This is a genomic window from Xenorhabdus sp. KK7.4 (assembly GCF_963876465.1).
In the GTDB taxonomy this organism is placed as follows: domain Bacteria; phylum Pseudomonadota; class Gammaproteobacteria; order Enterobacterales; family Enterobacteriaceae; genus Xenorhabdus; species Xenorhabdus stockiae.
Genome location: NZ_CAWNQF010000064.1, coordinates 50,233 through 64,799 on the forward strand (window position 1 = coordinate 50,233; position 14,567 = coordinate 64,799).

General features: G+C 42.7%; 10 protein-coding genes and 1 other RNA gene. 5 read left to right on the forward strand and 6 right to left on the reverse strand.

Annotated elements, in window-relative coordinates:
* Positions 1–454: 454 nt before the first annotated feature.
* Positions 455–551, forward strand: an RNA gene (gene ffs / locus AACS90_RS06705) — signal recognition particle sRNA small type.
* Between the two features lie 126 nt (positions 552–677).
* Here the strand turns inward: ffs and AACS90_RS06710 are convergent.
* From AACS90_RS06710 to AACS90_RS06725, 4 genes are all read right to left on the reverse strand, one after another.
* Positions 678–881, reverse strand: a complete 204-nt coding sequence (locus AACS90_RS06710) for an HHA domain-containing protein (protein ID WP_010845060.1) — start codon at positions 879–881, stop codon at positions 678–680.
* 46 nt (positions 882–927) lie between these two features.
* Positions 928–1,296, reverse strand: coding sequence for an Hha toxicity modulator TomB (gene tomB, locus AACS90_RS06715; protein ID WP_099122225.1), 369 nt, complete (start codon positions 1,294–1,296; stop codon positions 928–930).
* 745 nt (positions 1,297–2,041) lie between these two features.
* Positions 2,042–5,191: an efflux RND transporter permease subunit gene (locus AACS90_RS06720; RefSeq protein ID WP_099122226.1), complete on the reverse strand. Its 3,150-nt coding sequence runs from the start codon at positions 5,189–5,191 to the stop codon at positions 2,042–2,044.
* A gap of 15 nt (positions 5,192–5,206) precedes the next feature.
* Positions 5,207–6,406 (reverse strand): efflux RND transporter periplasmic adaptor subunit, encoded by a 1,200-nt coding sequence (locus AACS90_RS06725; protein ID WP_099122227.1) that lies wholly within the window; start codon positions 6,404–6,406, stop codon positions 5,207–5,209.
* 152 nt (positions 6,407–6,558) lie between these two features.
* Here AACS90_RS06725 and acrR point away from each other — a divergent pair, with 152 nt between their 5' ends.
* Both acrR and mscK read left to right on the forward strand, forming a co-directional pair.
* Positions 6,559–7,209: a multidrug efflux transporter transcriptional repressor AcrR gene (acrR, locus tag AACS90_RS06730; RefSeq protein WP_099122228.1), complete on the forward strand. Its 651-nt coding sequence runs from the start codon at positions 6,559–6,561 to the stop codon at positions 7,207–7,209.
* A 143-nt stretch (positions 7,210–7,352) separates the two neighbouring features.
* Positions 7,353–10,814 carry a mechanosensitive channel MscK gene (mscK, locus tag AACS90_RS06735; protein WP_099122229.1) on the forward strand — a complete coding sequence of 1,154 codons (3,462 nt, stop codon included), beginning with the start codon at positions 7,353–7,355 and terminating at the stop codon, positions 10,812–10,814.
* A 124-nt stretch (positions 10,815–10,938) separates the two neighbouring features.
* Here the strand turns inward: mscK and rsmS are convergent, their stop codons facing one another.
* Positions 10,939–11,109: a pleiotropic regulatory protein RsmS gene (gene rsmS, locus AACS90_RS06740; RefSeq protein WP_099111367.1), complete on the reverse strand. Its 171-nt coding sequence runs from the start codon at positions 11,107–11,109 to the stop codon at positions 10,939–10,941.
* 21 nt (positions 11,110–11,130) lie between these two features.
* Positions 11,131–11,673: a primosomal replication protein PriC gene (gene priC, locus AACS90_RS06745; RefSeq protein ID WP_099122230.1), complete on the reverse strand. Its 543-nt coding sequence runs from the start codon at positions 11,671–11,673 to the stop codon at positions 11,131–11,133.
* A gap of 205 nt (positions 11,674–11,878) precedes the next feature.
* Between priC and apt the strand changes: the two genes are divergently transcribed.
* Positions 11,879–12,430, forward strand: coding sequence for an adenine phosphoribosyltransferase (gene apt / locus AACS90_RS06750; RefSeq protein ID WP_099122231.1), 552 nt, complete (start codon positions 11,879–11,881; stop codon positions 12,428–12,430).
* A 118-nt stretch (positions 12,431–12,548) separates the two neighbouring features.
* Entirely contained in the window at positions 12,549–14,549 is a 2,001-nt protein-coding gene (dnaX, locus tag AACS90_RS06755; protein WP_099122232.1) for a DNA polymerase III subunit gamma/tau, read from the forward strand.
* Positions 14,550–14,567: the final 18 nt, after the last annotated feature.

Sequence of the window (14,567 nt, forward strand, 5' to 3'; positions counted from 1 at the left end):
TTTTTTTAATATGGTGGTGATTAAATCTATTTAAATAGAAAGCCGCTAGTGAGTAATCTTATTAAACTATTTTATTTGTTATTTTAATTAAGAGCATGATTATAATTTTCATGAATTATACTCTCCACCTTTCCTGGTTGCCTCTTTTGTTGGTGACATTTACTCTGGTATCAACATACGGTTCGGTTATTTATGTTGTAGGGGGACTCTTTGGTCACCATTGGTGAACTTCAAAATTCATTGTGTATAGAAAAGATACATAACCGTTCTGGCTCTTGTGTAGAGTCTGCAATTAGCACTGTGGTAATGCGATTCAGTAAAATAAATGAGTTGTCACTGGGGCTGTGTTATGTCTAATAAATAGACATTTAGACTAGAGTGGCTTGCTATTTTTAATAGTATGCAAGATAATGAGCGCCGCTTTGAAGTTAAAAGCAAACGTCAATGAGGGCTCTATTGGTTCTCCCGCAATGCTAACTTGTTAACTTGGTCAGATCTGGAAAGAAGCAGCCATAGCAGGGGATGTGTGTGCTGGGATGTCGCTGATAGAGCCCTCACCCATTTTTTCGGTCCGCTATTCTCATCCCATATTCAGTTTAATCAAGAAATAACCAATATATGGGGAGCCGATAATAGTTACCGGCCTTCACTACTTCCTATCTGATCACGACAACGTATTATCGAACAAATTTCCAGACAGACGATGGGATTTTGTCATAGAGTTTATTCATGGTCAGTTCAGCCAGACGGTGGTCAGCTGCGGAATAGAACAATTCCAGTTCATCGTCCGAAAGCTCATATTTGTTTTTTTCAATTACACGTTCCAGCGTTTCAATAGAAGTGCATTTTCTCAAACGCATCAGATAGTCAGTTTTAGTCATGGTCGCCTTATCTTATTTGGTATAAAAATGGTTAAGAATATATTTATCAGATTTTGCTTAAAGAAGCGTTCAAATCATGTAGTAGAATACTCGTTAAGTGTTCGTTTGTTCTTTGCCAGTTTGTTAGTTCAACAAAGCTTATCTTATCACTACCAAACAAATTATATGTTTCATCCAGATATTTATCAATTAAGGTACTGAGATTGTAGTTATCAGTATATTTAATTTTAAAACCCCAGACAAACGCCGTAATGTGCTCAATCAATTCGTTTAGTCTTAAGTTTTTTTCGGAAGTCAGATCATTGATCCAATGATTATCAGTGCGATTCAACACTGAAAATGCTTCGTGAATTAAATTTTCACATAAGTACTTTAATTCAGCAATATCATGTCTTCTTGGTGAATATTCATCCATAAACACCCTCCCGTAAACAACGCACGGCTTATTTGAACTAAGGCTTATACATATCAATTATTATAGTCGTTCTTTTAAAATTGAGCCTATCAAAACATGATTATTATTTATTAATAATAAAACTCTGTTTTTCTGTTCACCACCAGTTCATTTAAACGATTGCCAATTTACTTCAGGCTTCGGCCAAAGGCTAGCTATCAGCTAAAAGGTGGGTGTAAACGCATGTGTCATTGAATATATTGAATTATACTAATATAGTGAATGTTATAGCAATAGGTACGCAAATCATTATATACCTACCCTCTTTCAAATTGCTACTTTTTTGCTGGCTGCGCTGTTAGCATTACTCACTTACATAAGCATCTTACACGTAGTTATCGATCATAGTGTTTATAAGTTGGCTTTATGCTTGCAACTTGGGTTTGGCCTATATATGAATTGTATTGCAGCGTTAAAAATGAATGTGATGCCATTATTGCATATGTCATCAGTGTGGGGGAACATTTTTTATCATTAAATGGCTAATCAGAAGAAAAAGATGCTAAGTTCCCGACTTATCTTCCCTTTATTATAAAAAACGTAAAGGTATCACTTTTAAATGTAAGGTATTTTTTATAAATATTTATTTTGCTTACTGTAAGAGTGTTTGTCTTTTGTTGAAATATCAGTGAAAAAATTTTTCATCTAATGCCATTTGTCCAATATTAAAGGCCACCGGAGTGGCCTTTAAAGTTATTTATTGAATTTAATGAGGAGATGAAATGTGTTCAGTATCCTCATTTTTCTTGCTAAAACGGCGTTTAATCACAACGAAGAATACAGGGACGAAGTAAATTGCCAGAGATGTCGCTGCAATCATTCCACCCAGTACGCCAGTTCCTACGGCATTTTGAGCACCGGAACCTGCACCGTTGCTCAGTACCAGAGGCATGACACCTAACATGAACGCCAGAGATGTCATCAGAATAGGGCGTAAGCGCATTCTGACTGCTTCCATCGTTGATTCAATAAGTCCTTTGCCGTCTTTTTCCATCAAGTCCTTGGCGAATTCAACAATAAGGATGGCATTTTTTGCAGACAGGCCGATTGTTGTCAGCAAACCAACTTTAAAGTAGACGTCATTATCCATACCACGCATAAAGGTTGCCAGTAATGCACCAATAACACCTAATGGAACCACTAACATTACAGAGAATGGTATGGACCAGCTTTCATACAGGGCTGCCAGACAGAGGAATACTACAAGCAGAGACAGGGCATATAAAGCCGGAGCCTGATTACCTGAAAGTCGTTCCTGATAAGACATTCCCGTCCAGTCATAGCCAATACCAGCCGGCAATTGTGACGCAAGTTTTTCCATCAAAGCCATTGCTTCACCAGTACTTTTTCCAAGTACGGCTTCACCAACAATTTCCATGGATGGTAATCCGTTATAGCGTTCAAGGCGCGGAGGACCGTAGATCCAAGGTTCTTTGGTAGTATCCATGAATGTAGAAAATGGCACCATTTCACCGTAGAGGTTCCGGACATATAATTTGGCAATATCTTTTGGCAGCATACGGAAACGGGCATCAGCCTGAACGTAGACCTGCTTAATACGGCCACGATCAATAAAATCATTCACATAAGTACCGCCAAACATTGTACTGAGCGTGATATTAATGTCATTGATGGAGACACCCTGTGCTTCTGCTTTTTCCTGATCAATGTAGAAGCGATATTGAGGCGTATCATTCTGACCATTAGGACGCACACCGGTCAGTATATCTGAATTTTGAGCCGCCATGCCCAGTAACTGATTACGGGCATTTGTCAGTGCTTCATGCCCAAGGTTTCCTTTATCAATTAACTGGAAGTCAAAACCACTGGCAGAGCCTAATTCCACGATAGACGGAATGTTAAATGCGAATACCATTCCTTCTTTTATTTGTGAAAAACGAATATTAGCTCGGTTTACAATTGCCGGAACCTTATCTTTATCTTTCTTACGTTCATCCCAGTCTTTTAAGCTGACAAACGCCAGCCCCATATTTTGCCCCTGACCGGCGAAACCAAAGCCGTTTAAGGTAAATACAGACTGAACAACGTCTTTTTCATTGGTATGGAAGTAATCATTAATTTCATTCAGTACCTTCTGTGTTTGCTCCTGAGTCGAGCCGGGAGGTAACTGAACCATTGCCAGCAATACACCCTGATCTTCTTCTGGAAGGAAAGATGCCGGGATACGAATGAATAACAAAGCCGTTCCTGCGATGAGCACGACATAAATCAACAGATAACGCCTTGTACCGCGCAGCATACGCCCGACACTGTCAGTATAATGATGAGTGCTTTTTTCGAATAAACGGTTAAACCAGCCAAAGAAACCTGTCTGAATACCGTGGCTGCCTTTGGCAATCGGCTTAAGCATCGTTGCACAAAGTGCTGGCGTCAGGATCAGGGCAACAAATACAGACAAGATCATTGCCGAGACGATGGTGATGGAGAACTGGCGATAGATTGCCCCTGTTGCGCCACCAAAGAATGCCATCGGAACAAATACTGCGGAAAGAACCAGCGCGATACCGACCAGAGCACTTTGGATCTGTCCCATTGATCTTTTTGTTGCTTCTTTTGGTGAAAGCCCTTCTTCCTGCATGACACGTTCGACGTTTTCTACTACGACGATTGCGTCATCAACAAGCAGACCGATGGCCAATACCATAGCGAACATGGTTAATGTATTGATGGAATAACCAAATGCAGCCAGAACAGCAAATGTACCCAGCAATACGACCGGAACAGCAATGGTTGGGATCAGTGTAGCCCGGAAGTTTTGCAGGAACAGGTACATGACAACAAATACCAACAGGATAGCTTCTATCAGTGTTTTCACCACTTCGAAAATAGAAATCTTAACGAAAGGGGTGGTGTCATATGGGTACACAACATTTAAGCCATGCGGAAAGTAAGGCTGCATCTCTGACAGTGCTTTCTTGACGGCTTTAGAAGTATCCAGCGCGTTGGCACCTGTTGCTAATTTGATACCTATACCTGATGCCGGTTTACCATTAAATCGGGCAAGAAAACTATAGTGCTGGGCACCGAGTTCAACAGTGGCAACATCGGCTAGAGTGATTTTGGAACCATCAGGAGTAACACGCAGCAGGATCCGACTAAACTGCTCAGGAGAGCTCAGGCGAGTCTGGGCAATAATAGAAACATTCAGACGCTGACCGGGAACAGAAGGCGTTGCCCCTAATTGTCCGGCGGCAACCTGATTATTCTGCTCCTTAATGCTCTTCATGACATCCAGCGCAGTCATTTTATAGTTGACCAGTTTATCGGGATCGAGCCAGATACGCATGGCATACTGAGTACCAAGAAGCATGGCTTCACCCACTCCAGCCACGCGGCTCAGGGAATCTTTGACATTGGCTCCAACGTAATCGGAAATGTCCTCCTGAGACATGGTATTATTCTCAGAAATGAAACCCGCAACCATTAAAAATGAGCTGGTTGTTTTCTCAACGCTAACACCTTGTTGTTGGACCTCCTGAGGTAACAGAGGGAGCGCCTGCTGTAGTTTATTTTGTACCTGAACCTGAGCTGTATCAGCATTGGTTTCTGCTTCAAAAGTAAGAGTGATACTAGTACGGCCTGCTGAGTCGCTGTTGGAAGACATATACACAAGGTTATCGATACCATTCATATTTTGCTCGATAACCTGAGTGACCGTATTTTGTAACGTTATTGCGTCAGCTCCAGGGTAAGTGGCCGAAATAACAATCGATGGAGGAGCAATGGCAGGATATTGCTCCACAGGTAATTTCATTATCGCCAACAGACCAGCGAGCATGGTGATAATCGCAATTACCCATGCAAAGATTGGTCGTTCTATAAAAAACTTAGGCATGAATCCCCAACTCCTTTATTGAGATTTTTTGGCTGATTCAGTTTTATTTGTTTCAGGTTTGGCATCCAGATCCACTTCTGTTGGCTGAACAGTAGCTCCCGGCGCAGCTTTAAACAGACCTGTGACAATCACTTTATCCCCGGCCTTCAACCCTTCAGTGACGAGCCACTTATTACCAATTGCCTGAGGGGCTTTGAGATAACGCAATTCTACCTTGTTATCTTTATCAACAATCAGTGCTGTTGCCTGCCCACGAGGCGTTCTGGAAATGGCTTGTTGTGGGACCAGAATCGCATTATGGCGAACACCTTCCTCCAGCTTGGTACGGACAAACATACCCGGAAGTAGTTCTTCATTCGGATTTGGGAAAACTGCGCGCATTGTGATGGTGCCTGTTGTTTCCTCAACGGTAATATCAGAAAACTCAAGGTGGCCCGTCTGGCTGTATTCCATTCCTGTATCTGTGACTAAATGAATTTTGGGCTTGCCGTTTTCTCGCTGAATCGTACCTTTTGCGATTTCATTTTTAAGTCGCAGATAATCATCACTGGATTGGGTGATATCAACATAAATCGGATCCAATTGCTGAACACTCGTCAGTGCCGTTGTCTGACCGGCAGAAACCAAAGCACCTTCAGAAACTGCCGATTTACCTATACGTCCGGAGATAGGCGCAGTGACTTTGGTATAGGCTAAATTGATACGGGCACTTTCCAGCGCTGCTTTAGCAGACTGAACATCTGCGACAGCCTGAGCGTAATCAGAGTTAGCTTTATCAAATTCCTGCTTACTGACATATTGTGTCCCCAGCAGTGGCTTATAGCGTTCAACAGTTAAATGGCCGACGTTTTCATTTGCTGTCGCTCTGGCCAAGTTTGCTTTGGCTTTATTGTAATCAGCCTGATAGCTTGCTGGATCAATTTGATAGAGTGATTCTCCGGCGGTGATATCACTACCTTCTTTATAGTTACGTTTCAGAATGATGCCACTGACTTGGGGACGGACTTCGGCAACTCGGAAAGCTGAAGTTCTACCCGGCAATTCAGTGATGACTGTCAGAGGTTCAGCTTTGAGCGTCACGATACCGACTTCAGGAGCCTGCTCGCCAGCAGCCCTTTGCTGAGTATTTTGATTATCGTTACATCCTGAGAGAATGAAGCTGCCTGAAAGTACCAGTAATGTGGCCAGAGGCAAAACCCCTCTGTTTTTTAGCATAAGTAAACCTCAATTTTTCAATGTAAACTCTCGAGCTTTATGAGCGTTAACGAGTGAAATTATTACTTCATTAATGAGCGGTGCTATAGTACAAACATACATGAATGTATGTAAATCAGCCTTGAGTCAAAAACAAAGTTTATGGCATGAAAATGGCACGAAAAACTAAACAGCAAGCTAACGAAACCCGCCAACACATTATCGAAGCCGCGATAAAGGTTTTTTCTGAGCGTGGTGTGTCTGCAACATCATTGTCTGAAATCGCGGTTGCAGCGGGTGTAACGCGAGGTGCAATTTACTGGCACTTTAAAAATAAAACTGATTTGCTTTTTGCTGTGTGCAAAATGCCAGCAAACAAAATAGACGCGTTAGAGAAAGAGTATCAGGCAAAATATCCTAATAATCCACTCCTCGTATTGCGATATATATTAATTTTTCTACTAAAAGTCATGACGACTGATTCTCAAAATCGTTTATTAATGGAAATATTTTTCCATAAATGTGAGTTTGTTGGAGAAATGTCTTCATTAGCTGAACAGATTAGAGAAGTCTGTATTTCTGATTATCAAAAAATAGAAGACATGTTGGTTATGTGTATTCAGTCAGGAGAGCTACCTTATAATCTTGATATAAGGCGTTCAGCCATCATGTTAAGGGCATTAATGACAGGGTTGCTTGAAAATTGGTTATTTGCACCAGAGAGTTTTAATATTCAGGCACAATCTGAGTCTCTGGTGGATGGCTTTATTGACACCCTAAAATATAGTCGTCACTTGCGTCGCATTGAAAATGCATCGTACTGAGTAAGTGAAACCAATAAAAAGATAATTAAGCAGTAAAGGCTATGCATCTATACATTATGGTGATGGCTCTTTCTTAACGAGCAGAATTGCCGGTACTTCAGTGCTATCATTCCATTATCTGTAAACGATGAGTAGATTAATTCATGGTTCTATTTAACCGCGGTTTGAGTGTCTTACTCAACAAAGCGGGTCTGTCATGCAACAAAAGGCCCGATATATTATATTTTCGCCAGCTGGGTCTAATCAGCCTGCTTTTTTTTCTGCTGTTTTTTCTTCACCCGGCCTCGGCTGCATTCAGCAATGATGTACCAACACGTGATGATATCCAGAATCAGCTTAAGGTGTTAACGGACCGTAATGAGCATACTCTTGAAGAGAGAGCCTCGATCGCTGATTTGGAAAAAGCACTTTCTTTCTTTGATAAGATCGAGAAGATTCAGCAGGATTCTGAGCAGCTGGAAAAAAATTTACAGCAATTACCTCAGAAGTCACAACTACTCACAGCTGAGTTAGCGAGCCTGAAAAATAATTCTCAACAAAATGAGGATGAATATAAGCACAATCTGGCGACTTTATCGCTGAAACAACTTGAATCTAAACAGAGTGTTACACTTAACAGTTTACAAAAGGCGCAGGACAACCTCGCTAACTACAATAGTCAGTTGATTGGGTTGCAAACGCAGCCTGAACGGACACAAAATCTGCTGTTTAATAATGTCCAAAGATTACAGCAACTCCGTAATTTACTTAATAATGCTGTTACGGAGCAATCGGACGTTCGCCATACTGAGATTGAATTATTACAGGTAGAGCAAGCTTTCCTGACGCAGCAAAAGGAATATCAAAAATCAGCTTTGCGCGCAAATACACAGCTGCAAACCCTTCTACAGTTACAGCGCGATTATACCTCCTTTCAGATTGAACAATTAGAGCGGCATGTCCAGTTTATTCAGGATATGGTCAATGGAAAGCACTTAATTGATTCGGAGGAAACTGCCAAAGAAGCCCAGAATTCAGACGATACCAGTCCCCATATTCAGTCTAATCCGCTGGTCAGAGAAGAAATTATGGTGAACCGTGAATTCAGTGAGCGTCTGGTCGCGGCGACACGGGATAATAATCAGCTGGTGAAGAAAAAAATTCAGGTGAAGAATTTTTTAGACAGAGCTATCCAGTCTGAACGTGATTTAAAAGAACAGGTTAAGGTGTTACGCGGTAGTTTATTGCTATCGCGCATTTTGTTTCAGGAACAGCTAAAGGTTCCCCAAACTGTCCTGACAAAGGATTTACCTACGAAGATTGCTGATTTACGGCTGGAGCAGTTTGAAATCGCACAACAGCGCGATCAACTTTATTTAGTGGACGATTATATTAATCAACTGCTGAATCAGCATGCCAATGATATAAAAAATGAATCTCAGGAAGCTGTTGGAGAAATCCGTAATGCGATAGGGCAATTGCTGGAAATTCGTCGAGAGTTACTGAATCAATTGAATAACCAGTTAGGACAGCAGATCACACAAGCGATTAATTTACAGATGGATCAACAGGAATTGTTGAATGTGACACAATCGCTGGAACAGACGCTCGCCCAACAGATTTTCTGGGTTAACAGCAATAAGCCGATGAACTGGGTCTGGCTGAAATCATTGCCTATTTTAGTACATGAAGAGCTGACTCACTTTAGTGTGCATTTTACTATCAGAGGGATTATTTCCGGGTTGCAGAACTCTGTCCATTTTGTCATTCCTCTATTACTGGTAGGCCTGTTTCTGCGTTGGCAGACAAAAAGTATTAATGCACATTTGAAGAAAATTTCAGCTGAAATAGGGCAGCTACGCAGGGATAGTCAGCTACATACTCCACTGGCTTTGGTTCTGACGCTGATAAAAACGTTGCCACTGGCGTCTATTATTCTGGCTATAGGTTATTGGTATTCGAAGTCAGAGGATGAACTGGGAGGAATGATATGGGATTTCTCCAGTCATTTGGCTTTATTCTGGGTTGTCTATGGCTCCAGTTACCAAATTCTGGAAAGAGGCGGGATAGGAGAACAGCATTTTTCACTCGATAGAGAAGTCTGTTCCTTATTCCGCAAAAATTTGGTCAGATTATCAGTCGCTTTGCTGCCTATTTTGTTCTGGGTAACTCTGGGAGTTAAACATCCGCTTCGCTTGGCTGATGATGTTATCGGTCAATGTACTGTGTTGATTTGCCTGCTCTTCGTTTTTATTTTTGTTTTTCCGTTCTGTCGTCAGGTATGGCGTGAAAAAAGTTCGCATATGATCCGCACGATCGTGGTGACAATGTTGACTTTTTCACCACTGATTCTGATAGTGCTGATGGTGTCAGGTTATTTCTACACTACGTTACGCTTGTCTGAACGCTGGCTTTACAGCGCTTATTTGCTGCTTCTCTGGCATATTTGTTATCAATCCTGTTTGCGTGGATTAGGCCTTGCTGCCCGCCGTATTGCATATCGCCGGGCCATGTCTCGCCGTCAGGCACAGGCAAAAGAAGGTGCGGAAGGTGAAGTTATCGAAGAACCGCCAATGGCCTTGGAGCTGATTAATCAGCAATCATTACGTCTAACGACTATGGTGCTGTTTTTGATCTTTTTTATGGCGTTTTACTGGATTTGGTCTGATCTGGTAACGGTTTTCTCTTACCTTGATGGAATAAACCTGTGGCAATACAGCACGACAACCGATCAGGGAAATATTCTGCAACACGTTACCCTGAAAGATTTGGCACTCTCAGTCGCAATGCTGGTTATTTCATGGGTTATGATGCGAAATCTGCCGGGGTTACTGGAAGTATTAGTGTTGTCCCGCTTACAGCTACAACAGGGTTCTTCTTATGCCATTAAGACAACGCTGACTTATTTAATCATCGGCGTTGGCGGAATTAGTGCGCTGGGCACACTGGGGGTTTCGTGGAATAAATTACAATGGCTGGCAGCGGCACTTTCGGTTGGTTTGGGATTTGGGTTACAGGAAATCTTTGCCAACTTTGTTTCGGGCTTAATTATTTTATTTGAGCGCCCTGTCCGTATCGGGGATACCGTAACAATAGGGACTTATTCCGGTTCAGTCAGTAAAATCCGTATTCGGGCTACAACAATCACTGACTTTGACCGCAAAGAGGTCATCATTCCTAACCGGGCTTTTGTGACAGAACGCCTGATCAACTGGACCCTTTCTGACACTATCACGCGTATTATCATTAAAGTTGGTGTCGCCTATGGTTCCGATCTCGATAAGGTGAAAGAAGTCATGTTGCAGGCGGCGAAAAGTAATCATCGTGTAATGAATGAACCGGAACCACAGGTTTATTTTATGAGTTTTGGTGCCAGCACGCTGGATCATGAATTGAGGCTTTACGTAAGGGAACTGGGAGATCGAAGCCGTACAGTTGATGAGGTAAACCGCAGTATAGATAAATTATGTCGGGAAAATGATATTAATATTGCCTTCAATCAACTGGAAGTCTATTTGCATAACGGTCAGGGCAATAGCTTGCAAGAGGTTAAAAGGTCGATAAGTGGTGCTCAGCGCCATATTGATGAACCTCCGACGCCTGATGATAAGCCGTTTTTACCTTAAATAATCATAATATACCCAATGGATTTCAAATTGCATCGCGGTGGCTGGGGTGAGCGAATGCTGCCAACAAAGAGGCAGTTTGAAAGACGACGGGTATAAAAGGGGAACATTCCGGGCTGTACAATTAGGAATGTTCCTCAGATTGTTGAGGTAATTGTTTTAATTTTCCCTGTAGATCTTGTCTGACAATATCTAATGCCGCCAAAGCCGTTTCAGGGGAAATATCATTACATTCGAGCAGGTAAATGAGATCAACCGCAAGCTTGACCTCTGGTGGCGCATTTTCGAGTGACATAATGGGGGATTCCTCTAATCATTAATCAGAATGTTCCTGCTTTTCTATCGTTCTTTCTATGCGCATTAACGCCTGACGACAACGAGCCAGTCTGCCTGCCAGAGCAGCGATCTCTTTTTGCAGTTTATATTTATCGATGGACTCAGCTTTCTGAGCCAGTTGTAATTCTCGGTCATCAATCATTGCCATTAATCGGCGTTCATAATCCTGATGTTCGGCCAGACGATGATAAAGATCCTGCTCTTGTGACTGACGCCCGAATTTATCTTCCTGCTTGCGGAGAACCTGCGTGGATAATTCCCGTTTCAAAGCTTCTATTTGCATCACTAAACGTTCAGAGAGAAATTTAACCTGTACAGTGCGATTATCCCGGACGCAGCTTTTCAGCTGATCCATATTCTGATTAATTTCCAGCATATAGCCACTGAGTTTATTCGTATGGCTGTGGAATAACGCCTGATCAAAACGGGCAATTGAAAATGGTATATCAGGCAGGGAAGATAATTCGGCCGCTAGCATACTGATTTGTTTTTCAAGCACATCTAATAAATTTTGTATACCCATCAGTATCCCGTTATAGTCGATAATCTTTTGGTTGAATGCTATTTCATCTGACCCGCGTTGTGTTTAACGATACGCAGGGATCAGCTGAGGATAAGCTTGATAAATATCAACAAAAATTAAGCGACAACTTGCTTTGTTGTTGCTTTTTCCCGGTAGTTTGCATAGATTTTAGCGTTTTCATTTTTTTAACTGGCTGGCATTGATTATGACCGCTAACGCACAAAAACTGCAATTTATTAAAGATAGTATCGAAACAATACCTGATTATCCGAAAGCGGGCATACTTTTCCGTGATATTACCACGTTATTGGATAATCCTGTTGCATATCAGGCGACGATCGATTTATTGGTAGACCATTTTCAGAACAAGGGTATTACCAAAATTGTCGGTACTGAAGCTCGTGGTTTCTTGTTCGGGGCACCAGTGGCACTGCGTCTGGGGGTAGGTTTTGTTCCTGTCCGTAAAAAAGGCAAACTACCCAGAGAGACGTTAAGTGAAACTTATGATCTGGAATACGGTACTGATACATTAGAAATTCATAAAGACAGCATCAAAGCCGGAGATAAAGTCCTCGTTGTTGACGACCTGCTTGCAACCGGTGGCACGATTGAAGCAACTGTGAGCTTAATCCGCCGTCTTGGTGGTGAGGTTTCAGAAGCGGCCTTTATTATTGGTCTTCCTGATTTGGGAGGCACAGAACGCCTGAAAAATCAGGGTATTGATAGCTACACCCTTGTTGAATTTCCAGGCCACTGATCGCTCTCGTCTTTGTATTGATTGCTCTGATTTTTGCATAATTGATACATCAGCCTCGCCGACTATGGTGAGGCTGTGCTAGCATGATAGGCAGTCGTGTTCAATTTCCCCGGTATTCATGAGCTATCAGGTACTTGCCCGTAAGTGGCGCCCACAAATATTTTCTGATGTGATTGGTCAGCAACATGTGTTGACTGCATTGGCTAATGGTCTTGAACACCAGCGCCTCCATCATGCTTATCTTTTTTCCGGCACTCGTGGTGTTGGGAAGACTACTATTGCCCGCCTGTTGGCAAAGGGCCTGAATTGTGAAACAGGTATCACAAAAACGCCTTGTGGGCAGTGTGTTAACTGTCTCGAAATTGAGCAGGGGCGGTTTGTCGATCTGATTGAAATCGATGCCGCGTCACGAACAAAAGTAGAAGATACCCGTGAACTGCTGGATAACGTGCAGTATGCCCCAGCCAGAGGGCGTTTCAAAGTTTACCTCATTGACGAAGTTCACATGTTGTCCCGCCATAGTTTTAATGCGTTACTCAAGACATTAGAAGAGCCGCCGGAACATGTGAAATTTTTGCTGGCGACGACAGATCCACAGAAATTACCCGTAACCATTCTTTCGCGCTGTCTACAATTCCATCTGAAAGCACTTGATGTCAGCCAGATTTCAGGCCAGCTGGAACATGTGCTTAATGCGGAACAAATAGAGAGTGAAGCCCGGGCACGTCAGCTATTGGCCCGCGCAGCGGACGGCAGTATGCGTGATGCTCTGAGTCTGGCTGATCAGGCGATTGCCCTTGGTGGCGGAAAACTGACAGCAGATATTGTCAGCCAGATGTTGGGAACGCTCGATGATGAACAGCCTTTAGAAATGGTTGAAGCTCTGGTTCGTGCGGATGGACAGAAACTTCTGACTTTAGTGGAACAGGTCGCAGCCCGTGGTATGGACTGGGAAAACCTACTGGTCGAAATGTTATCGTTGCTGCATCGTGTTGCGATGATTCAGTTGCTGCCTCAGCAACCAGAGATTGAGCCTTCTTCAACAGAAGGGCGCTTGCGGTTGTTGGCGAGATCAATGCCACCCAGCGATTTACAACTTTATTATCAGGCGTTGTTAACCGGCCGTAAAGATCTCCCTTATGCTCCAGAGCGTAGGATGGGGGTTGAAATGGCATTATTACGTGCTCTGGCATTTCATCCAAAAACGATAATTGAAGAAATACCCGCATCCAATAATGCAGATATACCGGTCGCACCGGGTACAGAATTTATGCCTCCTCAGCCAGTGTCTGATAATTTTGGTTCTGTCAGCCCTGAATCTGGTATGACAGATAAACAGCCCTCTACACAAAAACAGAGAATGGCCCCAAGGGAGGGGTTAGAGCCAGTTGCTGACAGCCCGACTGCAAAATTACTACAGGCAAAAAATTTGCTTTCGCGGCAGGAAGGCACTTCCTCAAAAGGAAGTGCTCCTCCAAAAAAGGCTGAGCCGGCAGAGTCTGTTAAGGCGAAGCCGGCGAGTTCGGCACTGGAGCGATTGGTTGCGGTGGCCGAACAACGGCCTCAGTCTTTTGTTCCCAAGGCTCGTGAAGTTAAACCGGTAAAGCAAGAAGCTTATCGGTGGCGTGCTAAAAATATTGAAGAAAAGCGGGTTGTTACAACACCAAAAGCTATCAAATCAGCACTTGAATATGAAAAAACACCTGAATTGGTGAAAAAGCTGGCTATTGAATCCAGACAACGGGATCAATGGGCGGCTGAAATTGATAATCTGAATATTCCTAAACTGGTTCAGCAGGTAGCCCTGAATGCATTTAAAGAGCAGATTAATGAAAATCAGTTCTGTCTTCATCTGCGTTCAAAGCAACGTCACCTAAATTCGGCATCGGCACAAAGATCTTTATCGGAAGCGTTGACTGAATTGCATGGAAAACCTATTGAACTCAGTATTATTGAAGATGATAATCCAGCAGTAAAAACACCGCTGGAGTGGCGACAAGCCATCTATGAAGAAAAATTGGCACAAGCGCGCCAATCCATTATTTCGGATAAAACAATCCAAACACTTCAACAGTTGTTTGATGCTGAAGTGGATGAAGAAAGTATCCGGCCTGTTTAACCCCGCAGTATGTATTGA